The following is a 24205-nucleotide window of genomic DNA, read 5'->3' as shown; positions in this document are numbered from 1 at the left end:
TCCGGCCGACGACCCGTGGGCGACCAGCGCGCCGGCCGGCGGCGGCCAGCAGGCGCCGCAGGGCGGCGGGGGCAGCTGGGGCGGCAGCTCCGGCGGCGGCTACTCGGACGAACCCCCCTTCTAGAGGGCCCGCGAGGGACCTCGAGGAGCGGGTTCGCACCCACACTTCTTGATCACACAGGAGAAACACCATGGCGAAGCCGCCTGTGCGCAAGCCTAAGAAGAAGGTCTGCGCATTCTGCAAGGACAAGACCCAGTACGTGGACTACAAGGACACGAACATGCTGCGGAAGTTCATTTCCGACCGCGGCAAGATCCGTGCCCGCCGGGTCACCGGCAACTGCACTCAGCACCAGCGCGATGTCGCCACGGCCGTGAAGAACAGCCGTGAGATGGCGCTGCTGCCCTACACGTCCACCGCGCGATAAGGGAAGGGTGACGGCATCATGAAGATCATCCTCACCCACGAGGTCAGCGGCCTCGGTGCTGCCGGCGACGTCGTCGATGTCAAGGACGGCTACGCCCGCAACTACCTCGTCCCCCGCGGGTTCGCGATCCGTTGGACCAAGGGCGGCGAGAAGGACGTGGCGCAGATCCGCCGCGCCCGCAAGATCCACGAGATCGCCACGATCGAGCAGGCCAACGAGATCAAGGCCCGTCTCGAAGGCGTGAACGTGCGCCTCGCGGTTCGCTCCGGCGACGCGGGCCGTCTCTTCGGCTCCGTGACCCCCGCCGACCTCGCCTCGGCGATCAAGTCGGCCGGCGGTCCCGAGGTCGACAAGCGTCGCATCGAGCTCGGCACCCCCATCAAGACCCTGGGTTCGCACCAGGTCTCGGTGCGGCTGCACCCCGAGGTCGCCGCGAAGCTCGGCATCGAGGTCGTCTCCGCCTGATCGGCGGTGCTGCCTCGGCGCGTGGTTCGTGCCTCGTGCACGGCGCCTCGCGCTGTCGGTTCGTGAAGGGCCGCACCCCCTCGGGGGTGCGGCCCTTTCGCATGGGCTCCTTGCCCGGAGGGCTCTTCGCGTACGGCTCCGTCGTGTAGGGCTCCGTCCCGTGCGGCCCCTTCCTACGGGTTGCGGGGCTCCTGCCGGGAGCGTCGTTTCCCCATCGCCTCCCCATCGCCGGTGTCCGGTCGCGAGCGACGTTTCACGTGAAACGGGATCTTGTGCGTGGGTGCGTTTCACGTGAAACGTGACCACGTGGCGGCGGTGGCGGGCGGGGTGCCCCGTACCCGTCGGCGCCGTCGAGGCGCGGAGTCGGACCGAGGGCCGCCGCCGGTGTGGCCGGGCCTGAGGCAGGGGGACGAGTACCGGTCTGAGGCGGAGGTGGACGAGGCCCGGCCTGAGTCAGAGATGGGCGGGCGCCGGGAGCGGCTCCTGCGGGAGCGGCTCCGGCGGGAGACGCGAGGTCAGCGGGTCGCGCCCGTGACCAGCCAGCGCCCGGAACGCATGCGCAGCGACAGGGTGATGAGCCGCATCAGCATCATGAGTCCCATGGACCACCACAGCGCCGTGAGTCCGCCGCCGAGGGACGGCACCGCCAGGGCCACCGGGGCGAAGACGGCCAGCGTGACCACCATGGCGACGGCCAGATAGACGCCGTCCCCCGCTCCCATCAGCACGCCGTCCAGGATGAACACGATGCCGGCGACGGGCTGGATGAGCGCGACGACCAGAAGGGCGGGCAGCATCGTGTCCCGTACGGTCGGGTCGCCCGTGAACAGCGGGATGAAGAGGGGGCGGGCCAGCACGATGAGGGCACCGATGACCGCGCCCGCGACCACCCCCCACAGGATCATCCGCCGGCACGCCTCACGGGCGCCCCTGGCGTCGCCCGCCCCCAGGTGGCGTCCGATGATCGCCTGACCGGCGATGGCGATGGCGTCCAGGGCGAACGCGGTGAGACTCCACAGCGACAGGACGACCTGGTGCGCGGCGATGTCCACGTCGCTGAGCCCCGCGGCGACCGCCGTGGCGATGAGCAGCACCGCCCGCAGCGAGAGCGTGCGGACCAGCAGGGGCACGCCGGCCCGGGCGCTCGCCCGGACCCCGGCCGCGTCGGGACGCAGGGAGGCGCCGTGCCGTCGGGCGCCCCGCACGACCACGACGAGGTAGACGGCGGCCATGGCGCACTGTGCGATCACGGTGCCCCAGGCCGAGCCCGCGATGCCGAGGCCGGCGCCGTAGACGAGGGAGGCGTTGAGCCCGGCGTTCGCCGCGAACCCCCCGACGGCCACATACAGCGGGGTCCGGGTGTCCTGCAGCCCCCGGAGCACGCCGGTCGCCGCGAGCACCATCAGCATGGCCGGGATGCCGAGGCTGGAGATGCGGAGATACGTGGTCGCGTACGGGGCCGCCGTGTCGGAGGCGCCGAAGGCCGACACCAGCCAGGGAGCGGTGGGCAGGGTGACCGCGATGACGAGCGCGCCCAGGAGGATCGCCAGCCAGATGCCGTCCATGCCCTGCTGGATCGCGGCTCGGAGATCCCCCGCGCCGACGCGCCGGGCGACTGCCGCGGTCGTGGCGTACGCGAGGAACACGAAGACGCTGACGGCGGTCGTCAGAAGGGCGGCCGCGATGCCCAGGCCCGCGAGTTGCCGCGTCCCGAGATGGCCCACGATGGCGCTGTCGACCATGACGAAGAGGGGCTCCGCCACCAGCGCCCCGAACGCGGGAACGGCGAGCGCGACGATCTCACGGTCGTGGCGGCGGCGGTCCTTGCGCAGGGGTGTCCTGGGCGTGGCGGCGGCCTGTGTCATGTTCTCAATCTAGTCTTCCACAGGTAAGAGCCGCAATGGCCCCGGGATGCTTACAAGGCTTCATGGGTCGCGCCCTCGCTCGTGGTCTTTGCCCGGATCTTGGTCCGTCCGAAAAAGTTTTTCTCCCCCACAGCCCGTGGACGGCAAAGTCCCAGGTCAAGTGAGGTTGTGGGAAACGGGGCCGACCTTGTCCACAGCGCTGTCCCCCGCTTCGTGCACAGGAACGGTGAGGTTCTCCACAGCATTGGATCGCTCATCCACATGGCCTGTGGATAACCAGATTGGCTGACGGTGCCGACGGGCCTACCGTGGACCGGCGTCCGACGCGCCGAGACCGGAGCCAGCCCTCTCGTTTTGTCAGTGTCGTGCCGTAGAAAGAGTGGCACGGCGAGGTCCGCAGGGCGGATGTGAGGAGGTGGCCGGTGAGCATCCCCGAGCCATTGGACAACCCCTGGACCGACGCCGGTCCCGACGAGCGTCCGTCCATGTCGCGGCAGCGGCGCGGCGGCGATCGCGGGGGCCGCGACGAGCGGCACGATCGCGGTGCCGACGGCGGCGGTTGGGACAGCGGGCCCGGGTTCGAGCGGGTGCCCCCGCAGGATCTCGACGCCGAGCAGTCCGTCCTGGGCGGCATGCTGCTGTCGAAGGACGCGATCGCGGACGTCGTGGAGATCCTCAAGGGGAACGACTTCTACCGTCCCGCCCACGAGACGGTCTACCTGGCCATCCTCGACCTGTACGCGAAGGGCGAGCCCGCCGACCCGATCACCGTCGCGGCCGAACTGGTCAAGCGCGGCGAGATCACCCGCGTCGGCGGGGCGTCCTACCTGCACACGCTGGTCCAGTCGGTGCCGACCGCGGCGAACGCCTCGTACTACGCGGAGATCGTCCACGAACGGGCGGTGCTGCGCCGCCTCGTGGAGGCCGGCACCAAGATCACGCAGATGGGATACGCGGCCGACGGCGACGTCGACGAGATCGTGAACTCCGCGCAGGCCGAGATCTACGCCGTCACCGAGCAGCGCACCAGCGAGGACTACCTCCCGCTCGGCGACATCATGGAGGGCGCGCTCGACGAGATCGAGGCCATCGGATCCCGCAGCGGCGAGATGACCGGCGTGCCGACGGGCTTCACCGACTTCGACTCGCTGACCAACGGCCTGCATCCCGGTCAGATGATCGTCATCGCGGCCCGTCCCGCGATGGGCAAGTCGACGCTGGCGCTGGACTTCGCGCGGGCGGCCTCCATCAAGAACAACCTGCCCAGCGTGATCTTCTCCCTCGAAATGGGCCGCAACGAGATCGCGATGCGCCTGCTGTCCGCCGAGGCCCGCGTCGCCCTGCACCACATGCGCTCGGGCACGATGACCGACGAGGACTGGACCCGGCTGGCCCGCCGCATGCCCGACGTCACGCAGGCGCCGCTGTACATCGACGACTCCCCGAACCTGTCGATGATGGAGATCCGGGCCAAGTGCCGCCGCCTGAAACAGCGCAACGACCTGCGGCTCGTGGTCATCGACTACCTCCAGCTGATGCAGTCCGGCGGCTCCAAGCGAGCCGAGAGCCGCCAGCAGGAGGTCTCGGACATGAGCCGCAACCTCAAGCTCCTGGCCAAGGAGCTGGAGATCCCGGTCATCGCGCTCTCACAGCTCAACCGTGGCCCCGAACAGCGCACCGACAAGAAGCCGATGGTCTCCGACCTGCGTGAATCGGGATCGATCGAGCAGGACGCGGACATGGTCATCCTGCTGCACCGCGAGGACGCCTACGAGAAGGAGTCCCCGCGCGCGGGAGAGGCCGACCTGATCGTCGCCAAGCACCGCAACGGCCCCACCGCCACCATCACGGTCGCCTTCCAGGGCCACTACTCGCGCTTCGTCGACATGGCGCAGACCTGATCGGGGCGCATGCCTGATCGGTGACCGGGGCGGTGCGCGCGGGCCCGTGCCGGGGGCCGGCGCATGTGATGCGGGGCGACGCGGGCCTCGGCGGACAGCAGGCGCATCTCCGCGCACTGAGCGAGGGAGCCCGTCGCACGCCGACTCGGCGGAACAGCAGGAACAGCCGGGCCGGCGGCGGGCGGCGCCGTCATCATGGACCGATGACCACCTGGATGCGCCGCCGCGGGCCCGGGGAGGGCGGCCGGCTGCGCGCCGTTGCCGACGTGAGGCGGGCCGAGTCGTGAGCGGAATCGCGCCGTGAGCGCGCCGGGCCCCGGCGGGGGTGAGGCGCAGGAGGCGGACGGGCGGCGGTGGGAGCGCGCCGAACGGTTGGACGCGGCCCGGATCGTGGCCGCCCTGCGGGCTCGGACGGGGACGGTGCTGACGGTCGAGGGCCCCTGCCCCGGCGGGCAGGTGGGCGCCGCCTACGTCCGCCGCCCCGACGGTCACCGGTCCGTCCTCAAGTGGCGCCCGCACAGCCGCGTCGAGGAGATGCGGGCGGGACCGCTGGCCGTCGCCGAGGCAATGCGCGGGGCCGGGTGCCCGGTTCCGGGCACGGAGCTGGTCGCCCAGGTGGGCCACGCGGTCGTCACGGTGCAGGAACGGCTCCCGGGCTCCGCGCTCGAACGCCTCGACCACCGGGGCCTGGACCAGGCGCTGCGGTTCAACGAGCAGCAGGCCGGCCGGCTCGCCGGTCGGCGGGACGTTCCCGCGCTGAGGCTCCACCTGGACGGCGACGGGGACGGCTACTGCCTGCACGAGCCGCTGCGCCGGCACAGCGGCCGCAGCGCGGCGCTGGAGCGCTGGGTCGTCGGCGTCGGCGCGCGGGGCACGGGCTCGCTCCCCGGGTACGACGCGGTGCACGGGGACTTCCACCCGGGCAACATGCTGGCGACCGGGGGCGGGATCACCGGAGTCGTCGACTGGGACGGCGCGGCCCGCGGGGATCGTGGCTTCGACCTGGTCACGCTGCGCTTCGGCCTCCACGCCGGCGAGAGCGAGCCGGGCGTGACGCGGCGTCTGGACGCCGTGATCGACGCGCTTCCGGAGGAGGTACTCCGCCCGGCCTGGGCCCACATGAGCCTTCGCATGGTCGACTGGGCCATCCGGCACTTCGGCGCGGCCGACGTGGAGCACTGGCTCGACCTGGCGGAACGGCGCGCCTGCTGAGGCGGCCAAGCCGTACGGGAAACCGGGCGGCCCGGCCCTCGTCGTGGCGCCGGGCCCCGGCGCGGACGTCCGCCATAGTGCTGGTCATGGACGAACCTTCCGCCTCGGCCGGGTACCGCGCCCGGCCGGTCCTGCCGCGGGGCGGGGTGCTGCGCACCGCTCGGCTGGTGCTGCGTCCCGCCCGCGCGCGGGACGTGGACGCCTATACGCGGCTGTGGACGGATCGTGAGGTCCGGCGCTTCCTCGGCGGTCCCGTGGACGGGGAGCGGCTGCGGCTGCGGCAGCAGAGGTTCGACTCGAGGCCCCGCGTGTTCAGCGTGACGGCCCTGCCCTCGGACGAGGTGCTCGGCACGGTGTCGGTCGACGTGGCCGACCGTCCCGACGGGCGCTGGGAACTGGCGTACTCCTTCCTGCCCGAGCACTGGGGACGCGGCTACGGACGGGAGGCGGTCGCGGCGGTCCTGACGTGGGTCCTGGACACGGTCCCGTTGGGCGACGCGTCCGTCATCGCCGTCACCGAGGAGGCGAACGTCCGCTCCCGGCGGCTGCTGGAGGCCGTCGGGATGGGGGCCCGCGAGCGGTTCGTCGAATTCGGCCGCCCGCAGGTGCTGTACGGCATCGAACGCGGGGAGCGCCAGGGTGCGGGCGGAGCGCCGGACGCGGGTTGATTCCACGTCAGGCGTGTCGCGCACCTGCCGGGCCGTCACGTTTCCTGCTAGGAAGCTGGTGTGACCACTCCTCTCGCCTTCGAGCGGCTGCTCGCGCTGGTGGACGACCGCTCCGCGGCGCTCGTCGCGGCTGTGACCGATGCCGCGGACACCACGGTTCGCGTCCCCTCGTGCCCCGACTGGACGCTGCGCCAGTTGGTGGAGCACATCACCGAGGTGCAGTTCTTCTGGGCCGGGGCGGTGACGGCGGGACCGGCGGCCGCGTCCCCGGCCGCGCGGCTCACCAGCACGGCTCCCGACCTCCTGGACCGCTTCCAGGAGGCCACCGGGGCCCTGCTCACCGCGCTGCGGGCCGCGGGTGCCGACCGTTCCTGCTGGGCGTGGTGGGGTGCCTCCGACGTGCCGCTGACGGCGGGATCGGTGGCGCGGCACCAGGTGCAGGAGGCGGCGGTCCACGCGTACGACGCGCAGGAGGCCGCCGGGCGGCCCGAGCCGCTGCCGGACGCCGTCGCGCTCGACGGCGTCGACGAGTTCGCCGCGGTCTCGTTCGGTACGGCGGGGGCGTGGCCGGGCAAGCCTGCCCGCGTCGGGCTGTACGCGGCGGAGGGGGCGTTCTGGGAGTTCGACCTGACGGAGGCGGGGGCCGCCGGGGCGTGCTCGGACACGCCCGTCGACGCCGGGCTGCACGGCACGGCGAGCGACCTCGTGCTGGCCCTGTACCGGCGCGTTCCCCTGGACCGGCTCCGGGTGGAGGGCGACCCGGAGATCCTCGAACGCCTGCTGGCCTGGTGCGGAGAGGACTGACGGCGAACGGAGGCCCGCCGCGCCCCCGGGCGGACCCGTGCTCGACCGGCGGGGTGCGGACGGGTAAGGGTGGGGCATGACCTCATCTCTCGAGACCGATCCCGCCGCGGGGGACCTGCTCCCCACCACCCGGCGCGCGCTCCTGCACCGGGTGGCCGTGGGCCAGTCGCAGGGGCGTGCCCCTTCCCTCGTCGGCGCGGTGGCGCGGGACGGACATCTGGTGTGGGAGGGAGGGCGCGGCTCCCTGGACGGGCACCCGCCCGACGCGGCGACCCAGTTCCGGATCGGCTCCATCACCAAGACGTTCACCGCGGTGCTGGTGATGCGGCTGCGGGACGAGGGACTGCTGGACCTCGCCGACCCGCTGGAGAAGCACCTGCCGGGGACCGGGGCTGGGGAGCTGACGCTCGCCCAGTTGCTCGCCCACAGCTCGGGGTTGCGGGCGGAGCCGCCCGGCGCCTGGTGGGAGCGCGTCCCGGGGACGCTGCGTCCCAAGATCCCCGACATTCTCGGTGACGAGCCGCTGCTGCATCCGGCGGGTAGGCGGCACCACTACTCCAACCCCGGCTACGCCCTGCTGGGCGCGGTCGTGGAGCAGTTGCGCGGAAAGCCGTGGGCGCAGGCGCTGCGCGAGGAAGTACTCGTGCCCCTGTCCCTCGGGCGGACGACGGCCGAGCCCGTGGCGCCCCGTGCGGAGGGGTGGGCCGTGCACCCCTGGGCCGACGCGATGCTGCCGGAGCCCCCGCAGGACCTGGGGGTGATGGCACCGGCCGGGCAGCTGTGGTCGACGGCGCGGGACCTCTGCCGGTTCGGCGGGTTCCTCCTGCGGGGCGACGACCGTGTGCTGAGCGCGGAGACCGTCGCGGAGATGCGGCGTCCCTCCGCGCCTCCCGAGCCGGACGACTGGGCCGGCGGCTACGGACTGGGCCTTCAGCTCGCCCAGCGGGGTCGTCTGTCCCTCCTGGGCCACACGGGCTCCCTGCCGGGTTTCCTGGCCTGCCTGTGGGCCAACGCGGAGGAGGGGCTGGTGGGAGTCGCGCTGGCCAATGCCACTTCGGGGCCGGCGATCGGTGGCATCGCCGCGGACCTGGTGACCCTCGTCGCGGACGCCGAGCCGCGCCTTCCCGAGCCCTGGCGGCCCATGGAGGCGTTCGATCAAGGACTGCTGGAGATCGCCGGACAGTGGTACTGGGGGACCAACGCCTACGGCCTGAAGCTCGTGTCGGACGGCGGCGTCGAGCTGTATCCGCTGAGCGGGAACGGTCGCGGTTCGCGTTTCGTGGTCGAGGAGGGCGGCGGCGGTGAGGGGGGCCGCCCCGCGGTCGACCCGAGCCGGCGCGGGCTCGACGGCTACTACGCGGGGGAGACGCTGCGCGTGGTGCGGCGGGCCGACGGTTCGGTCAGCCATCTCGACCTGGGTACCTTCGTCCTCACCCGCCAGCCGTACGACCCGGTCGACGTCGTTCCTGGCGGCGTGGACGCGGAGGGCTGGCGCTGAGTCCGGAGGACCCGGCCACGCGGCGGGGGCCGTAAGGGCCGGAAGCCACCGTTTCACGTGAAACGGTGGCTTCCCCGGCCGGCGATGCCACGCAGAGGCCCGCGCCGGCATGTGCGCGGAAGTGCGTGGGCAGCGCGAACGGCGTTCGGGACTCCGGGCCGCGCGGGCAGCCCTCCGGAGCCGGGGCCGCGCGGACGGCGTTCCGCGCAGGGACTCAGAGGTTCATCTTGAAGCCCAGGTGCGAGGGCGTGAATCCGAGCCGCTCGTAGAAGCGGTGCGCGTCGATGCGGGTCGCGTCTGAGGTGAGCTGCACCAGTTGGCAGCCCTGCCGTCGTGACTCGTCGACGGCCCAGGTGATGAAGCGCGTGCCCAGGCCGCTTCCACGTTCGTCCGCGTGGACCCGGACGCCCTCGATGATGGAACGGGAGGCGCCCTGCCGGGACAGGCCGGGCACGATCGAGAGCTGCAGGGTGCCGACGACCCGATCACCGCGCACGGCCACCACCAGCTGCTGGTTGGGGTCGGCCGCCAGCCGCTGGAACGCCGCCGTGTAGGGGGCGAGGTTGTTCGGGTCCTCGCGCTGCGCGCCGAGCACGTCGTCGGCCAGCATGGCCACGATGGCGGGCAGGTCGTCCACACCGGCGGGTCGTATCGTCAGGTCGTCGTCGCTCATGACCGCCACCCTAGAATCCGGGCCCGAACGGCCCGCCGGTGCTCCAGGGTGTCAGCAGGTCGCCATGGTCAGCGGCGCGTATCGCCGCTCGGGGTCGCCGGGCAGGGCGGGGATGTCGCGGACCATGAGCGGGGTGGTGAGCACGGCGTCCATGCCCTGCTCCTTGAGCCAGGCGAGCAGGTGTTCGTGGCGCGCGTCGATGTCCGTACGCAGCGGGCGGTGGGTGGCGTCGGCGAGTGATGCGATCAGGGCCTTGGCCGTCGCGGTGTCGCGGGCGACCAGCGGGCCGATCACGTCCGCGGAGGCACTCGACCACAGGGCCCCGAACCCGATGATCGCCGAGCCGTCCACAGCCACGCGGAGCTGTTCGGCGAACGCGGGGAGCCTGGTGATCATCAGGGTGCGGTCGACGCCGAAGACCTCCGCGTCGAGCCCCGCGACGGCGGGCAGGTCCTCGGCCGTCGCAGTGCGCACGGTGACGCCGGCAGGGGAGGGATCGCCCGAGGAGGGCGAGAGGCGGAGCCGTCCCTTCACGGTGACGTTCTGCCCGGCCGTGACGAAGCCGAGCCGCTCGTAGAGTCCCTGCCCGAAACGCGTGGCGTAGAGGGCGAGCGGTGCGCCGTCGGCCTCGCCCAGGATGTGCCGCATCAGCCGCCCGCCGAGCCCCTGGCGCTCGTAGGCCGTCGCGACGAGCAGCATGCCGACCGCCGACAGCTCCTGTCCCGGACCGGCGCCCGGAGTGCCGTAGCGCGTCAGGACGCAGGCACCGGCCAAACCGGCCCCGGACGGCTCGTCGATTCCGAATCCGTTCCCTGCCGTGAGCAGGAGCCGCCATTTGCGCTCGTCGGGCGGCCACCCTCGGTCGACCGCCAGCGCGACGCAGGAGAGCAGGTCACGCGGGGTGAGAGGCCGGATCGGGAGCTCGTCGAGCGGTGTCGGCATGGGGCCAGGCTGACGGAGGCGGTGATCGTTCGTCCACCTCTTTCGGCAAAGTGGCCACAAATCTCGGCTGACGGTTTCACGTGAAACACGACACAGCGACCGGGACCGTGCATGCGTACTACTGTCCCTGGCATGGCCACCCCGCGCAGACTGCACCTCTTCGACGTCGACGGCACGCTGATCAGGGGTTCTGCCGCAGCGCTGGAGATCTCCCGCCAGCTGGGCGTGACGGCGGAGGTCGGGGAGCTGGAGCGCCGGTTCGTCGCAGAGGGGCTGTCACCGGCGGACTTCGCGGTGCGGGCCAGGGAGCTGTGGGCGGAACTCACCGTGGAGCAGGTCTCGGCCGCTTTCGAGCAGGCGCCCTGGCTGGAGGGGATCCGCGAGGTCTGGGCGGACATCCGGGCCCGTGGAGACTACTGCGCGGTGATCTCGCTGGGGCCGAGTTTCTTCGTGGAACGACTGCTGGAGTGGGGGGTGCATGCGGCGCACGCCTCGGCGTGGCCCGCCGTGCCGTTCACAGAGCCTGTCGTCCGGTCCGGGATCCTCAGTCCCGCGGCGAAGGTGAGCACGGCGCGGCGCCTCTGCGCGGAGCTGGGGATCGAGCTGGAGTACTGCGTGGCCTACGGCGACTCGCTCTCCGACACCGAACTCTTCCGCGTGGTGGGCAGCGCGGTCGCGATCAACGGCGACCATCACGTCGCGCGCATGGCCACACATGCCTATGACGGCGGTGACCTCCGCGACGCCTACCGGCTGGTGAGCGGCTGACACGCCGCCGGGGCACCGGGCCTCCGGCGCTCAGCCCAGGTCGGGCGCGTGCATCGCGCGTACGCCCTCGATGTTGCCGTCGAGGTAGTGCCGGAGGGACAGCGGTACGAGATGGACCGCGGCGATCCCCACGCGGCTGAAGGGCACCCTGACGATCTCGTAGGTGCCGCGCGGCGCGTCCACCTCGGGGCCGTGCCGCAGGGAGGGGTCCATGGACTCCAGGCGGCAGACGAAGAAGTGCTGGACCTTGACCCCGGAGATGCCGCAGTCGCTGTCGGCGACGTGCTCGACGGTGTCCACGAAGCACGGCACCACGTCCGTGATCTTGGCCCCGAGCTCCTCGTCGACCTCGCGGTGCAGGGCGTCGACCACCGTGGCGTCCGACTCCTCCACGCCGCCGCCGGGGGTGACCCAGTAGGGCGCCACCCCCGGCCTGGTGCGTTTGATCAGTATCAGATCGTCGCCGTCGAGCAGGACGGCGCGTGCGGTGCGCTTGACCACTGGACTTTCGGTCATGGGAAGAGGTTGGCCCGTGGGGCGGCCCCCGAAACGCCCGTCCCTTCCGCCGTCACCAGTCGACGGCAGCACGCAGCAGCCACTCGTGCGCCCGCGCGATCGGAGGCAGCGTCAGCGTACCGGTGCGCGCCACGAGGAAGTAGGTGCGCAGCGACGGCACGGGCGGGTCGAGCAGCGCCACGACCTCGCCCCGGTCCAGGGCCCCCTGGCACAGGTACCGGGGCAGTACGGCGAGCCCCGCGCCCGCGGTCGCGCAGGCGAGTACGGCGCGCAGGTCGGGGACGATCACGGTGCCGGAGGCGGCGGGCGGGGAGTCGAAGACGGCGCTCCAGTAGCGGGAGACGAAGGGCAGCGACTCGTGCACTTCGACGACGGGGAGCCGGGACAGTACGACCTGCCCCTCCCTCAGGACCGACGTGCCGAGCCGGGCGGCCCACCGGGGCCCGGCGACCAGGACGTGCTCCTCGTCGCACAGCGGCACGGCGCTGAGCAACTCGCCGTGCGGCCGTGCGGTGGTGACGGCGAGGTCGTGGTGGCCGGCTGCGAGGGACGCCAGGGTCTCCTCGCCGTTGCCGGAGAACGAGGTGCGCAGGGCCAGGCCCTGGGCGGTGAGGGGGATCAGCGCCGGCAGGACGCGCAGCGAGAGGAACTCGGGCGGTCCCGCCAGGTGGAGCGTGCGGACGCCGGCGTCGCCCCGGAGGTCGGTCTCGGTGATCTCGACGAGTGCGTCGAGATGGGGAGCGGCCCGGTGCGCCAGCTCGTCGCCGACGGTGGTCGGGGTGACCCCGCGGGCCTGGCGCAGGAACAGAGGGCGGCCCAGTTGGCGCTCCAGCGTCCTTATCTGGCTGGTGACAGCGGGCTGCGAGAGACCGAGGAGGGCGGCGGCGCGGGTGAAGGACCCGGCCCGGTGCACGGCGACGAACGTGCGCAGGAGCGCGAGGTCCATGTGCCGTCCTCCTCACCGCCGGTCCGCCGGGCGCGGCTTCGCCGTGGAACGTGACCCTCGGCCGACCAACTATAAATATGTCGATAGGCGGGTGCCTCTTCTGTGATTGGACACTGACGCAGAGTCAACTAGCCTTGTACGCGTGGTTCTTCGACAGGGGAACCCGGGGCGGCCCGAGCCACGAGGGGGGAGGCTCGGGCCGCCCGTGCGCGCGGGGTGCTTCAGCCGGCGGTCCGGTTTCCCGTGAAACCAAGGGCGTCGAGGGCGCGCAGGACGTCCGCGACGAGATCCTCCGGGTCCTCGGCCCCCACCGAGAACCTGATGAAGCCCTCGGGCACGGCGTCACCGCCCCAGCGTCCGCGCCGCTCCGCCGTGGACCGTACGCCTCCGAAGCTGGTCGCGTCATCCACCAGGCGCAGACCGTCCAGAAAACGCTCCGCGTGATCGCGGTCGGGCAGCGAGAAGGACACCACGGAGCCGTAACGGCGCATCTGGAGGGACGCGATGCGGTGCGACGGGTCGTCGGGGAGGCCCGGATAGCGCAACCCGCTGACCTCGGGACGTTCCCGCAGCGCGTGCGCGAGCGTGAGGGCCGTGGCGCACTGGCGGTCGTTGCGCAGCTGGAGGGTGGCGAGGGAGCGGTGCGCGAGCCAGGCCTCCATCGGGCCGGGGATCGCGCCGACGATCTTGCGCCACCGCCGTACCGACGCGGCGAGTTCGGCATCGGCGATGGAGACGTGTCCGAGCAGCACGTCTCCGTGGCCGGTCATCCCCTTGGTGTCGCTGGCGACGGAGAAGTCCGCACCGAGGTCGAGCGGGCGCTGGCCGAGCGGCGTGGCGAGGGTGTTGTCGACGGCGACGAGGGCGCCGCGCTCGTGGGCCTCCCGGGCCAGGGCGCGGACGTCGCACACGTCGAGCCCGGGGTTGGAGGGCGTCTCGATCCACAGGAGCTTCGCCCCGTCCAGGACCTTCCGCTGCGCGTTGCCGCCGGTCGGAGAGGTCCGCACCTCCACGCCGTACGCCCGCAGCTGCTCGTGCAGCAGGGGCAGCGCCTGGTAGCCGTCGTCCGGGAAGACGACGACGTCGCCGGAGCGCAGCTGCGACAGCGCGACGGCGGAGATCGCGGCCATGCCCGAGGCGAAGACGACGGTCTCGACGCTCCGGCCGGGAGCCTCCAGCTCGCCGATGGCGCGTTCGAGGTGGGTCCAGGTCGGGTTCTCGTCGCGGCCGTAGGTGTAGGGGCCGGTCGGCGGGCCGGGCAGGTGGTAGTGGGCGGCGAAGACGGGCCCGGGCATGGTCGGCTCGTACTTCAGCGGCTCCGGCAGCCCGGCGCGCACGGCGCGCGTCCCCTCCCCCGTCTCGCGCCCCGCGGCGGCATCGCGGGGGGCGCCGCCGGCGCCCGGGTCGTCCTGGTCGGTCACGGCTTCGCCTCACCCTCGGAGATCTTCTTGACTGCGCAGAGGTTCATGGTCTGATCGTGGCATGAAGGCTTTCCGACTCGACGAGCTGGAGGCGGAGCGCGCGGCCAACGACGGCGCGTACCTCCAGTTCCTGCGGGCGCAGACGATGTCGCTCGGGCTGTACGCGCTGGACGCCGGCGCGGTGGACCGGCAGCAACCCCACCAGCAGGACGAGGTGTACCTGGTGGTGAGCGGTCGTGCGTCGATCACCGTGGGGACGGAGACGACGCAGGTGGCGAGGGGGAGCGTCGTCTTCGTGCCGCGCGGAACCCCGCACAAGTTCCACCACATCACGGAGGACCTCAGGGTCATGGTCGTCTTCTCGCCTCCCGAGAGCTGAGGACGGCCGCCCCCGCTCGCCGGCACCGCCGCCGGGGGACCTCTCCCCCCTGATGCGGAGGGCGACCCTGGCCCCCGTCTCAGGGTCGGATCAGGGGAGAGCGGGGGACGCGGGCGCCCCGTTTCGTCGCGTGGCCTTCTAGCATCGAATACACCGAGAACGTGAATCGGATGCGCCCGCGGACGTCGGATGCGCCGGACAGAGCCGGAGAGGTCCGGAGAAGTGAGGTAGGAGCGATGGCTGGGCGGCAGGTATTCGCGGGGCTCCCCTGGTGGGTGAAGTGGGTCGCCATACCGCTGATCGTGCTCTTCGTCTTCGGCGGGCTGATCACGACGATCGTCGGCTTCGTGATCGGGCTGCTGTTCAAGGCCCTGATTCTGGTCGCCCTGGTCGGCGGACTGATCTTCCTCGTACGCAAGTTCACGTCGTCGTCCTCGCGGGACGGATGGTAGGCCGCGCCACTCGGAGGGCCGGTTAGCCCGCGCGGGGGAAAGCCGGACGGGAAACCACCCTTGGCCCGGGTGTGGCTTTAGAGTGACTGGTCTCTGCCGCGCCCCCCAGGCGGTCTCCGCGGGCGCGGCGGGTGCGCGGGGGCGGCCCCCGCGGGCGGGCCACGGCCCGTGAGCACCCCCGGGGGTGACCGATGGCCACAGCACCATATTCCGCTCTGAACGCCCCGGCTGCCGCGCGCGCCGGGGCGCCCACGCTGATCGGGTCCGTCCAGCGGGCGCTGCGCCTCCTGGAGTCCGTGGCCTCCCACCGGGACGGAGCGCCGGCGAAGCAGCTCGCCCGCGAGGCCGGGCTCCCCCTTCCCACCACGTACCACCTGCTGCGCACGCTGACCCACGAGGGCTACCTCCGCCGGGAGGGCGGGGTCTTCCTGCTCGGCGTCGCCGTGCCCCGCCTGGCACGGGACGAGGCGCTGCAGAATCGTCGCAGCAAGATCGTCGAGACCGTCAGGTCGCTCTGCGACCGGCTCGGCGTTCCCGTGTATCTGGCGGTCTACCGCGACGGCGAGATCGAACTCGTCGCGACGGCCGATGCGCCCGAGGCGCCGGCCGTCGAGGAGTGGGCGGACTTCCGGGCGACCGGCCACGCGCACGCCCTCGGGCAGTGCCTGCTGGGTCAGCTCGACGCCGCCGCCCGCCGGGACCACCTGGAGCGCCACCCCGTCTCGGCGCTCACGCCCTACTCCGTACGCAGTACCGGTGCCCTCCTCACGCGCCTCGCCGCGCTGGACCGCACGGCCCGCGATCCCCTGCGTCCGGTGATCGAACGGCAGGAGTACGCACTCGGCACGACCTGCGCGGCGCTCCCCATAGCCGTGGGCTCCGCCCCCGCAGCCATGGCCATTTCTGTGCCACTGGAGCGGGAGGAGCAGCTCCTGCCGACCGTCGAACGGTTACGGAGAGAGATCAGCACGCTGCTGACCTCGGGAACCTTCTCTATCAGTATCTGAAAAATTACTCCTTGTGATCTGTTAGCGCTTCGAGGACGATTGCGTCAAGGGGGGCAAGGGGATCATTCCTAGCCGTATCTACTCCGGAGTGGTGCATGATGCGCGAATCGGTGCAGGCCGAGGTCCAGATGAGTTTTCTCGTCTCCGAGGAGCTCGCCTTCCGGATTCCGGTTGAGCTTCACTATGAAACCGAGGATCCCTACGCGGTGCGCATGACGTTCCACCTTCCCGGTGATGCGCCCGTCACGTGGACGTTCGGTCGCGAACTGCTCGTCGACGGGATCAATGTCCCGAGCGGGGACGGCGATGTGCACATCGCGCCGACGTCGCCCGAGGACCTTTCGGACGTCCACATCCGGCTCCAGGTCGGCGAGGACCACGCGCTGTTCCGTGTGAGCGCGGCGCCGCTCGTCGCCTTCCTCGACCGCACGGACAGATTGGTGCCGCTCGGTCAGGAACAGTCGGCCGGCGATTTCGAGGGGTCGCTCGAGAAGGAACTCGGCCGGATCCTGGCCGAGGAGAACGCGGGCTGAGACCCGCCGGCGCCCGTACGAGGGCCGTGCGTGCGCCGGCGGGCGGGCAGCGGTACTCCGCCTGCTGGGCGGACACCGCCGGCCGCTCGCGGCTGTGGCGTGGGCCCACGCGTCGCGGCCGCCTCCCCCGTCCGGAGCCCGCCCGAGGCGGCCTCCCGGCCCGTCCCGTGGGGGGTGTGGCCGGTCCATGTCCCGGGGCTCGGCGCCGCGGCCGTTCAGCGCTTGCGGCGGCGTCCCCGGCTGCCCGGAGACCGCCCGGGCACGGGGCGTTCGCCCGCCTGCTCCGGCACGTGTCCGGCGCCACCCCGCTCCCCGTACGGGGGCGACGGCGCCGTGCGATCCGCGGCGACGACCAGCGCGGCCAGCGCCGTGGTCACGGGCACCGAGGCCACCAGGCCGATCGAGCCGACCAGGGTCCTGACGATCTCCTCCGCGACGAGTTCGGTGTTGGCGACCGTCCCCACCCCCGAGTCCGCGATCGTGAACAGCAGCAGGAGCGGCAGCGCCGCGCCCGCGTAGGCCAGCACGAGCGTGTTGACGACGGACGCGATGTGGTCCCTGCCGATCCGGATGCCCGCCCGGTACAGCGCCCGCGGGCCCATCGAGGGGTCGGCCTGGTGCAGTTCCCACACCGCCGACGTCTGCGTGACCGTCACATCGTCGAGGACGCCCAGCGAACCGATGATCACCCCGGCCAGCAGCAGACCACTCATGTCCAGGCCCGGGTAGAGGCCGTGGATGAGCCCGGTGCTCTCGTCGGTGTTGCCGGTCAGGCCGGTCCAGTGGATGAACACCAGTCCGAGTGCTCCGGTGACCACCAGCGAGATGAGGGTGCCCAGCACCGCGACCGAGGTGCGCGCCGTCAGGCCGTGACAGAGATACAGGGCGATCAGCATGATGGCGCCGGCCCCGATCACCGCGACCACCAGCGGGTTGGAACCCCCCAGCACGGCAGGAAGGATGAAGAAGGTGAGGACGCCGAAGGACACGGCGAGGGCGACCAGCGCCATGACACCCCGCATCCGGCCGACGACGACCACCGCCACGGCGAAGACCGCGGCGAGGAGGTAGAGCGGGAACTTCCGGTCGATGTCCGTGACGGAGTACTGGAGATCGTGCGGTGCCTGGGGCGCGTACGACAGGACGACGTCCTGTTTCACGTGAAACCGACGCGGGGCATCCGGCTGGACGACCTCGTCGAACCGTCTGCCTCTGTCCTTGCCGCTCTCCACCTCGACGGTCGCCTTCTCGCAGTCCTGTTTGGCGCCCTGTCCGGCCGCGGGGGAGGGTGCCGGGCCGGAACTCCCACCGGACGCTGAGCCGGAGCCCGAACCGTCGGATGCCGAGCTTCCGTTGCCGGCGGTCGGCAGCTGCGCGGCATGGGCGTCGCCGCAGTCCATCGGCACGACGCGGATCACGCGACCCTGCTCCGTCTGCTGGTCGAAACCGACGCCCGAGCGGTGGTGCGGCGGAGCACCGCCCGGCCACAGCACCACCATTCCGACGACGACCGCGGCGGCGAAGGGAACCAGAACCGCAGCGATGACGGTGCGGAGGTGACGGGAGACCGGGGCGGCCGGCCCGTGCTGATGACTGTGGCCGCCGGAGGGGCCTTCCGAGGGCGCCACCTGCGGGCCGGGGTGGCCGTGCTGCTGCTCGGGGTGTCGCTCCGACGGCTGCTGAGATCGGGTCACAGGCCAGATCATGCCAACGCGAGGAGGAGGCCCTCTGTCCCTCGACGGGGAGATGGCGTTAGCGTGGTCGCGCATTTGCACACGCGGGAGCTCGGAGCACCGGGCTGAGAGGGCGCTGACGTGTGGTGACGGGCTTCGACCCGGACACCCCTGCTGCGCCGACCGCTGAACCTGTTACCGGGTAATGCCGGCGTAGGGAGTTTGGTCACATGACCGTTCAGGACACAGACGCGTCCGCAATCGGCTGGCACAAGGGATACCTGCAGGGCTCGCGCCCCGATCTCCGCGTGCCCGTACGGCGGGTGCACCTCACCAACGGCGAGGACGTGACGTTGTACGACACGTCCGGGCCGTACACGGATCCGGGCGTCGAGACGGACGTACGGCGTGGTCTCGCGCCGCTCCGGGAGAACTGGATCATCGCTCGGGGCGACACCGAGGAGTACGCGGGACGGCCCGCGCGCCCCGAGGACGACGGACTCAAGCACACGGCACCGCGCGGGGGACTGCGCAATCTCGACGCGGTCTTCCCGGGCCGGCCCCGGTCGCCGCGCCGCGGCAGGAGCGGCGGGGCCGTCACGCAGCTCGCCTACGCGCGGCGCGGCGACGTCACGCCGGAGATGGAGTACGTCGCCCTGCGGGAGGGCGTGCCGCCGGAGACCGTGCGCGAGGAGATCGCGGCGGGCCGCGCCGTGCTGCCCGCCAACGTCAACCACCCGGAGATCGAGCCGATGATCATCGGCAAGAGGTTCCTGGTGAAGGTCAACGCGAACATCGGCAACTCCGCCGTCACCTCCTCCATCGAGGAGGAGGTGGACAAGATGACCTGGGCCACCCGCTGGGGCGCGGACACGGTCATGGACCTCTCGACCGGCCGGAACATCCACACGACCCGCGAATGGGTGCTGCGCAACTCCCCCGTGCCGATCGGCACGGTGCCGCTCTACCAGGCGCTGGAGAAGGTCGACGGGAAGGCCGAGGAGCTGACCTGGGAGATCTATCGCGACACGGTGATCGAACAGGCCGAGCAGGGTGTGGACTACATGACCGTCCATGCGGGCGTGCTGCTGCGGTACGTCCCGCTGACCGCGCGACGCAAGACCGGCATCGTCTCGCGCGGGGGATCGATCATGGCTGCCTGGTGCCTGGCACATCACCAGGAGTCCTTCCTGTACGAGAACTTCGAGGAGCTCTGCTCGATCCTCGCCTCGTACGACGTGACGTTCTCGCTCGGCGACGGGCTGCGGCCCGGGTCGATCGCCGACGCCAACGACGAGGCCCAGTTCGCCGAGTTGCGCACGCTCGGGGAGCTCAACGCCGTGGCGAAGCGGCACGGCGTCCAGACGATGATCGAGGGCCCCGGCCACGTCCCGATGCACAAGATCAAGGAGAACATCGACCTGCAGCAGGAGATCTGCGAGGAGGCGCCGTTCTACACGCTCGGCCCCCTGACGACGGATGTCGCCCCCGCGTACGACCACATCACGTCCGGGATCGGCGCCGCGATGATCGCGTGGTGGGGCACCGCGATGCTCTGCTACGTGACCCCCAAGGAGCATCTCGGCCTGCCCGACCGCGACGACGTCAAGACGGGCGTCATCACCTACAAGATCGCGGCCCATGCGGCTGACCTGGCGAAGGGCCATCCGGGGGCGCAGGAGTGGGACGACGCGCTGTCGGACGCGCGTTTCGAGTTCCGCTGGGAGGACCAGTTCAACCTCGCGCTCGATCCCGACACGGCGCGCTCGTTCCACGACGAGACGCTGCCGGCGGAACCGGCGAAGACGGCGCACTTCTGCTCCATGTGCGGGCCCAAGTTCTGCTCGATGAAGATCTCCCAGGACATCAGGCGCCGGCACGGCGGGGATCTGGAGGGCGCGGAGATCGACGAGATCGAGGAGGGCATGGCGGAGAAGTCCCGCGAGTTCGCCGCGCCGGGCAACCGGGTGTACCTGCCGCTGGCCGACTGAGAGCGGACGGACGGCCCTGAACCCGGCCCGCGGGACCGCCGCGGCCGCGGCGAGCGGTGACTCCGCCCGTGACTCCGCCCGTCGCGGCGCGGGTGAGCGCGGCTGCGGGTGAGGCCCCGACCGAGACCGCGCGGTGGTGACGGCGACGGCCGGGCGTGTGTGCCTCCGGCCCGGCGGGCGGTCAACCTTTCCCGGCACGGGCCGTTCCGGCGGGTGGTCAACCGCTCCCGGGGCGGGCCGTTCCGGCGGTCAGGCGTTTCCCGGGACGGCCGGCCCGGCGGGCACCCGGCTTCCGGCGATCAGGGAGGCGGGGGCCGCCGGGTAGGGGCGCTCGTGGGGCAGCAGGGCCTCCGCGCCCGCCAGGTCGCCCGCGCGGACCAGGCCGGTGATCGTACGGGCGAGGGGTGTGACGTCCCTGATCGAGCGCACCCAGGCGTCCGCGTACTGCCGGGGCAGGTCCCCGGCCAGCCCGAGCTGGAGCGAGCGGTGGGGCAACGGGCGCAGCAGCAGGTCGCGTTCGGGGTCCCACTGCACGCGGGCGGGCGACCGCCGCAGCTCCCGCCGCCACGCGTCATGGCTCCCGTGCACCTCGGGCACGTAGTGGGAGAGGCAGGCGCCACGCAGCGCGCCGTCGAAGCCGTCGCGGGTGATCTCCACGGCGAGCACGGTCTCCTGGCCCTCCTTGGTGCCCCACCCGCAGCGGTACATCATCCACAGGAAGGAGGGCTTGACCCACGTCATGCGGTCGCGCTTCCACGCGGCCGGGAACCGGCCCTCCCGCGCGGCCGGTTCGCCGATCGCCGGGTCGTACGCCTGGTACACCGTGATCGTGGAGTCCGTGTACGACGCCCGGATCTCGAAGGACGGGCGCTCCCGGAGCGCGGTCCCTGTCGTGCCTGTCATGCCCGTGAGTATGGGGTGCCGGCCGGAGACGCTGCCAGGCGTTTTCCGGGGACCCGCTCCCCGTGCCGCCGCGTCGGCCCCCAGCGGCCTCTGCGCGGGCAGCCGTTGCCGCCGCCGACCCCGGGGCCCGCCGGCTGCGGTGCGCTCATTCCGGCTGGTGGTCGGGACCGCCGTAGTCGGGGCTGCTGAAGTCGGGGCTGGAGTAGCGCGGTCCCCGGCCGCCGCTCGCGCCCCCGCCGGGGCTCGAGTAGTTGGGCCTGCTGTAGCCGATCTTCGGGAACTGGTGGCGCGCCGCCTGGTTCCGGCCCGCGCCGTCGCCGCGGGCCGGGGCGGGGCGTCGCTCCTGACCGCGGTCCCAGCCGTGCCCGGTCCGGGCGTCCTGGTCTCCCCCGGGGCCGCGGTCGCCCTCGCGGTCGTGCTCGCCCGCGGCCGGGTCGGGGTCCTCCGGGTACGGCGCGCCCGCAGGCGGGGCCGCCTCACGCCCCGCCGCGCCCGGGCCGTCGTGGTCCCCTCCCGGTGCCCGGCCGTCCTCGACCGTGCCGACGCGGCGAACGGAACCGGAAGGCCGCGTGTCCTCGTCGGGGAAGGGAGCGCCCTCGAGGAACGCGGTCGGGCCCTCGGCTTCGACCAGCATCCTGCGCAGGTACGGCACTATGCCCCGTTCGAGCAGGGCCGCGCGCCACTCCGCGCGTGCCTCCACCAGTTCGCCGGGCTCTCCGGATTCCGTGCCCGCCGAGCGGATCTGCGTCGAGGCGTTCCGTACGGCCGTGATCAGCAGCCCGACGCCGGCGGCCACGATGCCCAGTGCCATGACCGACGCGAAGAACCAGCCGAATGCGATCAGGGCATCGGCGAGAGGGCGGGCGGCGGCGAGTGCTTTCAGCAGATATCCGGCCAGAAGGAAGATCACTGCGGCGATCGCGGCGAGAACCGGAACCAGCACCGCGATCACCGCGATTATCCCCGCGCCCGTCGTCCCCGGAGATCCGAGTACGGAAGTCCGGGGCAGAAGCGGGGCGGAAGCGGAAGTCGTGGCGGAAGGCACGGAAGGAGATTCGGCGATGTCAGGCGCCGCGAAATCGTCCCCGCCCCGGGTGGAAACAGGCGCGCCCGGGCGCGCCTCACCAGCGGAGAAGGACCGGTGACCGCGAAATTCCTCGCGTACTTTGCGGTAGTGCTCGTATTCCGGCGCGGCGGCCTGCGCGATCAGCGACCGGGCGTCCAGGGCCATGCCCCGCAGCTGACGGGCGGTCAGATGACGACCGAGCGCCGCGAGATCCGGTCGTTCGTGGGCAGTTCGCAGTGCCTCGTCGAGGGCGCGCTCGAATTCCGCACGATCCTCGCCCAGCAGGTGCGGAGCGCTGTTCATGGTGCATCCCCCGATGCTCCGTAGGGCCGGCCCGCCCGTCGTGGCAACGGGCGGCGGACAGAAACGGAGGAGAGTCTGCTACGGATACGCCGATGGTAGTTCGGTACCGGCCCGCGGTGACAGGGACTTTCCTGAAATCACCTGTCGGAAGGCATTCAGTTGTGCAGGGGAAGCTGGACGACGAGAAGTTTTCCGGCCATGGTCACGCCGCCGTCCATCGCGACGGCCAGGCCCTCCGCGTACACGTGCGGACCCTCGATGACGGGCTCCGGGCGGCCGCTCCCGTCGTCGGGATCCTCCGCGCCGACGTCGCCGAGGAGATACGGAATGGGGCTGTGGCCGTGCACGATGCGCCCGCCGCCGTAGGACGACAGGAGTTCGCGCGCGGCCTCGGGGCCGTCGTCGCGGAAGGCGAAGCGCTTCGTCAGCTTGCGGAACAGCTCCCAGCACTCGTCGGCGTCGTTGCGCGTGAGGATCTGGTGCACGGTGTCGTTGACGTCGTCGATCGTCGTGCCGTAGTCCAGGTACGCCGTGGTGTCCGAGTGCATCAGGAGGTGCCCGTCCTCCTCGGCCACCGCGTCGAGCCGGGACATCCACTGGAGGTGGACGTCCTGGAGGCGCTCCATGTCGCTCTGCTGGCCGCCGTTGAGCAGCCACGCGGCGTGGAAGGTCGCGGTGCCGGCGCCGGAACTGACCGGCGTGGGGCCGAAGCGCTTCGCGCCGAGCAGCAGCAGCTCGTGGTTGCCCATCAGGGCCTTGCAGTAGCCGCCGGCGGCCGCGGCCTCGGCGGACAGCCGCATGACGAGGTCGATCACTCCGACGCCGTCGGGGCCCCGGTCGGTGAAGTCGCCGAGGAACCACAGGCGCGCCGTGCCGGCCGACCAGTGACCCTCGCCGTCGACGAGACCCTGCTCGGCGAGCGCGGCGAGCAGCTCCTCGAGGTAGCCGTGGACGTCGCCGACCACGTACAGCGGCCCGAGGTTCGGCATGCCGTCCTGGTCCTCCGACCGCTGCATCACGAGGGTGGGCGCCGGTTCGGCCTGTGCGCCGATGATCGGCAGGTCGCGTTCGGTCGGGGTGTAGCCCTCGGGCAGTTCGGTGTCCGGGATCGCGTTTCCGGGGTGCACGGGCGCGACCGACTGCTCGGCCGTGGGGGAGTGCTCCACGGGCACGGCCCGCCCGGCCGGCGGCTGGTCCGCCTCCAGGGCCGGCTCCGCGGCCTGGGCCGGGACCCGGAGAGGTGCCTCGTGCTCGGGTGTCGTCGCGGGCACCTGGGGCTCCTGCCGGCCGAGGGATGCGGGCTGCCCGGCCGGCGGCTCGCCGGTCCCCACGGGAACCTGCGCGTAGGGAGGCACGCGGAAGTCGCGCAACGTCGCCGTACGCACCACGGGTTCCTCGTCGGCCCCCTGTGTCATCGACCCCTCCACCACCGTCGCGCCGCCGCCGTACACCGTGTCGGCCGTACCGCTCGGGTGGGGGTCTGCCCACCTGAGAGAGGAAAACGCCCGCGGTGTCGTGCGCCCATCATAGGAATGCAGCTCCTCCTGTGTGACGCACCAGGGGTGGTGAATCCGAACCGGATGCCCGGCGACCGGCTCTTTTCGCGTCGAACGCCCCAAAAGGAGAGGTCTGGACCTATGCCCGGGGCCGGGGCAGCCGCCGCGCGCGAGCACCTTCCGGGCCGTCGCGGGCGTGCCCGTACGGCGCGCGTCGGGTCCCCGGGCGCGCCGGTCCGTCCCTCGGGCCCGCACGCTTCCGCATTCGGCGCGCCCCGCGTGCGGCCGGCGCGGG

The 24205-nt window shown here is 72.1% G+C and carries 24 protein-coding genes; 14 read left to right on the top strand and 10 right to left on the bottom strand.

Annotated elements, in window-relative coordinates; genetic code table 11:
* Window positions 1–191: 191 nt before the first annotated feature.
* Both rpsR and rplI read left to right on the top strand, forming a co-directional pair.
* On the top strand, window positions 192–428 hold the full coding sequence (gene rpsR / locus L1885_RS06370; RefSeq protein WP_003967857.1) for a 30S ribosomal protein S18: 237 nt from the start codon (window positions 192–194) through the stop codon (window positions 426–428).
* An 18-nt stretch (window positions 429–446) separates the two neighbouring features.
* Window positions 447–893, top strand: coding sequence for a 50S ribosomal protein L9 (gene rplI / locus L1885_RS06365; protein ID WP_235795990.1), 447 nt, complete (start codon window positions 447–449; stop codon window positions 891–893).
* A gap of 515 nt (window positions 894–1408) precedes the next feature.
* Here the strand turns inward: rplI and L1885_RS06360 are convergent.
* Window positions 1409–2758: an MATE family efflux transporter gene (locus L1885_RS06360; protein ID WP_235795989.1), complete on the bottom strand. Its 1350-nt coding sequence runs from the start codon at window positions 2756–2758 to the stop codon at window positions 1409–1411.
* 422 nt (window positions 2759–3180) lie between these two features.
* Here L1885_RS06360 and dnaB point away from each other — a divergent pair, with 422 nt between their 5' ends.
* From dnaB to L1885_RS06335, 5 genes are all read left to right on the top strand, one after another.
* On the top strand, window positions 3181–4659 hold the full coding sequence (dnaB, locus tag L1885_RS06355) for a replicative DNA helicase (protein ID WP_235795988.1): 1479 nt from the start codon (window positions 3181–3183) through the stop codon (window positions 4657–4659).
* Window positions 4660–4959: 300 nt separating this feature from the next.
* On the top strand, window positions 4960–5871 hold the full coding sequence (locus tag L1885_RS06350) for a phosphotransferase (RefSeq protein ID WP_235795987.1): 912 nt from the start codon (window positions 4960–4962) through the stop codon (window positions 5869–5871).
* 86 nt (window positions 5872–5957) lie between these two features.
* Entirely contained in the window at window positions 5958–6539 is a 582-nt protein-coding gene (locus tag L1885_RS06345) for a GNAT family N-acetyltransferase (RefSeq protein ID WP_235795986.1), read from the top strand.
* Window positions 6540–6599: 60 nt separating this feature from the next.
* A complete protein-coding gene (locus L1885_RS06340) occupies window positions 6600–7343 on the top strand; it encodes a maleylpyruvate isomerase family mycothiol-dependent enzyme (RefSeq protein WP_235795985.1) in 744 nt (247 codons plus the stop codon).
* Window positions 7344–7419: 76 nt separating this feature from the next.
* Window positions 7420–8841 (top strand): serine hydrolase domain-containing protein, encoded by a 1422-nt coding sequence (locus L1885_RS06335; RefSeq protein ID WP_235795984.1) that lies wholly within the window; start codon window positions 7420–7422, stop codon window positions 8839–8841.
* Window positions 8842–9055: 214 nt separating this feature from the next.
* Here L1885_RS06335 and L1885_RS06330 read toward each other — a convergent pair whose 3' ends face one another.
* Complete coding sequence (locus L1885_RS06330) at window positions 9056–9514, bottom strand: GNAT family N-acetyltransferase (RefSeq protein ID WP_235795983.1); 459 nt, start codon at window positions 9512–9514, stop codon at window positions 9056–9058.
* 51 nt (window positions 9515–9565) lie between these two features.
* Entirely contained in the window at window positions 9566–10456 is an 891-nt protein-coding gene (locus L1885_RS06325) for a GNAT family N-acetyltransferase (RefSeq protein ID WP_235795982.1), read from the bottom strand.
* Between the two features lie 132 nt (window positions 10457–10588).
* Between L1885_RS06325 and L1885_RS06320 the strand changes: the two genes are divergently transcribed.
* Window positions 10589–11224: an HAD family hydrolase gene (locus L1885_RS06320; RefSeq protein ID WP_235795981.1), complete on the top strand. Its 636-nt coding sequence runs from the start codon at window positions 10589–10591 to the stop codon at window positions 11222–11224.
* 30 nt (window positions 11225–11254) lie between these two features.
* On the opposite strand, the gene L1885_RS06315 is transcribed toward L1885_RS06320, so the two are convergent.
* The 3 genes from L1885_RS06315 to L1885_RS06305 form a co-directional block, all read right to left on the bottom strand.
* The gene (locus tag L1885_RS06315) at window positions 11255–11740 is read right to left on the bottom strand and encodes an NUDIX hydrolase (protein ID WP_235795980.1); all 486 of its coding nucleotides are present in this window, start codon (window positions 11738–11740) and stop codon (window positions 11255–11257) included.
* Between the two features lie 52 nt (window positions 11741–11792).
* Complete coding sequence (locus tag L1885_RS06310) at window positions 11793–12686, bottom strand: LysR family transcriptional regulator (protein ID WP_235795979.1); 894 nt, start codon at window positions 12684–12686, stop codon at window positions 11793–11795.
* Window positions 12687–12907: 221 nt separating this feature from the next.
* Window positions 12908–14107, bottom strand: coding sequence for a cystathionine gamma-lyase (locus tag L1885_RS06305; RefSeq protein ID WP_308117283.1), 1200 nt, complete (start codon window positions 14105–14107; stop codon window positions 12908–12910).
* A 61-nt stretch (window positions 14108–14168) separates the two neighbouring features.
* Here L1885_RS06305 and L1885_RS06300 point away from each other — a divergent pair, with 61 nt between their 5' ends.
* The 4 genes from L1885_RS06300 (at window position 14169) to L1885_RS06285 (ending at window position 16478) form a co-directional block, all read left to right on the top strand.
* A complete protein-coding gene (locus L1885_RS06300; protein ID WP_235795978.1) occupies window positions 14169–14486 on the top strand; it encodes a cupin domain-containing protein in 318 nt (105 codons plus the stop codon).
* Window positions 14487–14722: 236 nt separating this feature from the next.
* Window positions 14723–14938, top strand: coding sequence for a DUF5326 family protein (locus L1885_RS06295; RefSeq protein ID WP_235795977.1), 216 nt, complete (start codon window positions 14723–14725; stop codon window positions 14936–14938).
* 191 nt (window positions 14939–15129) lie between these two features.
* The gene (locus L1885_RS06290) at window positions 15130–15945 is read left to right on the top strand and encodes an IclR family transcriptional regulator (protein ID WP_235795976.1); all 816 of its coding nucleotides are present in this window, start codon (window positions 15130–15132) and stop codon (window positions 15943–15945) included.
* A 98-nt stretch (window positions 15946–16043) separates the two neighbouring features.
* A complete protein-coding gene (locus tag L1885_RS06285) occupies window positions 16044–16478 on the top strand; it encodes an SsgA family sporulation/cell division regulator (protein WP_235795992.1) in 435 nt (144 codons plus the stop codon).
* Between the two features lie 215 nt (window positions 16479–16693).
* Here the strand turns inward: L1885_RS06285 and L1885_RS06280 are convergent, their stop codons facing one another.
* Window positions 16694–18184, bottom strand: a complete 1491-nt coding sequence (locus L1885_RS06280) for a YibE/F family protein (protein WP_372481868.1) — start codon at window positions 18182–18184, stop codon at window positions 16694–16696.
* Between the two features lie 197 nt (window positions 18185–18381).
* Between L1885_RS06280 and thiC the strand changes: the two genes are divergently transcribed.
* Window positions 18382–20142: a phosphomethylpyrimidine synthase ThiC gene (gene thiC / locus L1885_RS06275; protein ID WP_235795975.1), complete on the top strand. Its 1761-nt coding sequence runs from the start codon at window positions 18382–18384 to the stop codon at window positions 20140–20142.
* A 249-nt stretch (window positions 20143–20391) separates the two neighbouring features.
* On the opposite strand, the gene L1885_RS06270 is transcribed toward thiC, so the two are convergent.
* Both L1885_RS06270 and L1885_RS06265 read right to left on the bottom strand, forming a co-directional pair.
* Window positions 20392–21045, bottom strand: a complete 654-nt coding sequence (locus L1885_RS06270; protein ID WP_235795974.1) for a DUF4291 domain-containing protein — start codon at window positions 21043–21045, stop codon at window positions 20392–20394.
* Window positions 21046–21190: 145 nt separating this feature from the next.
* Window positions 21191–21988: a hypothetical protein gene (locus L1885_RS06265; protein ID WP_235795973.1), complete on the bottom strand. Its 798-nt coding sequence runs from the start codon at window positions 21986–21988 to the stop codon at window positions 21191–21193.
* A 231-nt stretch (window positions 21989–22219) separates the two neighbouring features.
* Between L1885_RS06265 and L1885_RS06260 the strand changes: the two genes are divergently transcribed.
* Window positions 22220–22438, top strand: a complete 219-nt coding sequence (locus L1885_RS06260; protein WP_235795972.1) for a hypothetical protein — start codon at window positions 22220–22222, stop codon at window positions 22436–22438.
* Window positions 22439–22569: 131 nt separating this feature from the next.
* Here L1885_RS06260 and L1885_RS06255 read toward each other — a convergent pair whose 3' ends face one another.
* A complete protein-coding gene (locus L1885_RS06255) occupies window positions 22570–23829 on the bottom strand; it encodes a metallophosphoesterase (protein ID WP_235795971.1) in 1260 nt (419 codons plus the stop codon).
* Window positions 23830–24205: the final 376 nt, after the last annotated feature.

Source organism: Streptomyces fuscigenes (assembly GCF_021556455.1).
Classification (GTDB): Bacteria; Actinomycetota; Actinomycetes; order Streptomycetales; family Streptomycetaceae; genus Streptomyces; species Streptomyces fuscigenes.
Note: the sequence above shows the minus strand (reverse complement) of the source record. Positions and strands in the feature narration are given on the sequence as shown.

Coding starts and splice junctions, on each gene's coding strand:
- L1885_RS06290 (WP_235795976.1), top strand. CDS start 15,130: ATGGCCACAGCACCATATTCCGCTCTGAACGCCCCGGCTGCCGCGCGC.
- L1885_RS06270 (WP_235795974.1), bottom strand. CDS start 21,045: ATGACAGGCACGACAGGGACCGCGCTCCGGGAGCGCCCGTCCTTCGAG.
- L1885_RS06325 (WP_235795982.1), bottom strand. CDS start 10,456: ATGCCGACACCGCTCGACGAGCTCCCGATCCGGCCTCTCACCCCGCGT.
- rplI (WP_235795990.1), top strand. CDS start 447: ATGAAGATCATCCTCACCCACGAGGTCAGCGGCCTCGGTGCTGCCGGC.
- L1885_RS06255 (WP_235795971.1), bottom strand. CDS start 23,829: ATGACACAGGGGGCCGACGAGGAACCCGTGGTGCGTACGGCGACGTTG.
- L1885_RS06335 (WP_235795984.1), top strand. CDS start 7,420: ATGACCTCATCTCTCGAGACCGATCCCGCCGCGGGGGACCTGCTCCCC.
- L1885_RS06300 (WP_235795978.1), top strand. CDS start 14,169: ATGAAGGCTTTCCGACTCGACGAGCTGGAGGCGGAGCGCGCGGCCAAC.
- L1885_RS06330 (WP_235795983.1), bottom strand. CDS start 9,514: ATGAGCGACGACGACCTGACGATACGACCCGCCGGTGTGGACGACCTG.
- L1885_RS06360 (WP_235795989.1), bottom strand. CDS start 2,758: ATGACACAGGCCGCCGCCACGCCCAGGACACCCCTGCGCAAGGACCGC.
- L1885_RS06280 (WP_372481868.1), bottom strand. CDS start 18,184: ATGATCTGGCCTGTGACCCGATCTCAGCAGCCGTCGGAGCGACACCCC.
- L1885_RS06310 (WP_235795979.1), bottom strand. CDS start 12,686: ATGGACCTCGCGCTCCTGCGCACGTTCGTCGCCGTGCACCGGGCCGGG.
- L1885_RS06320 (WP_235795981.1), top strand. CDS start 10,589: ATGGCCACCCCGCGCAGACTGCACCTCTTCGACGTCGACGGCACGCTG.
- L1885_RS06345 (WP_235795986.1), top strand. CDS start 5,958: ATGGACGAACCTTCCGCCTCGGCCGGGTACCGCGCCCGGCCGGTCCTG.
- rpsR (WP_003967857.1), top strand. CDS start 192: ATGGCGAAGCCGCCTGTGCGCAAGCCTAAGAAGAAGGTCTGCGCATTC.
- thiC (WP_235795975.1), top strand. CDS start 18,382: ATGACCGTTCAGGACACAGACGCGTCCGCAATCGGCTGGCACAAGGGA.
- L1885_RS06315 (WP_235795980.1), bottom strand. CDS start 11,740: ATGACCGAAAGTCCAGTGGTCAAGCGCACCGCACGCGCCGTCCTGCTC.
- L1885_RS06295 (WP_235795977.1), top strand. CDS start 14,723: ATGGCTGGGCGGCAGGTATTCGCGGGGCTCCCCTGGTGGGTGAAGTGG.
- L1885_RS06285 (WP_235795992.1), top strand. CDS start 16,044: ATGCGCGAATCGGTGCAGGCCGAGGTCCAGATGAGTTTTCTCGTCTCC.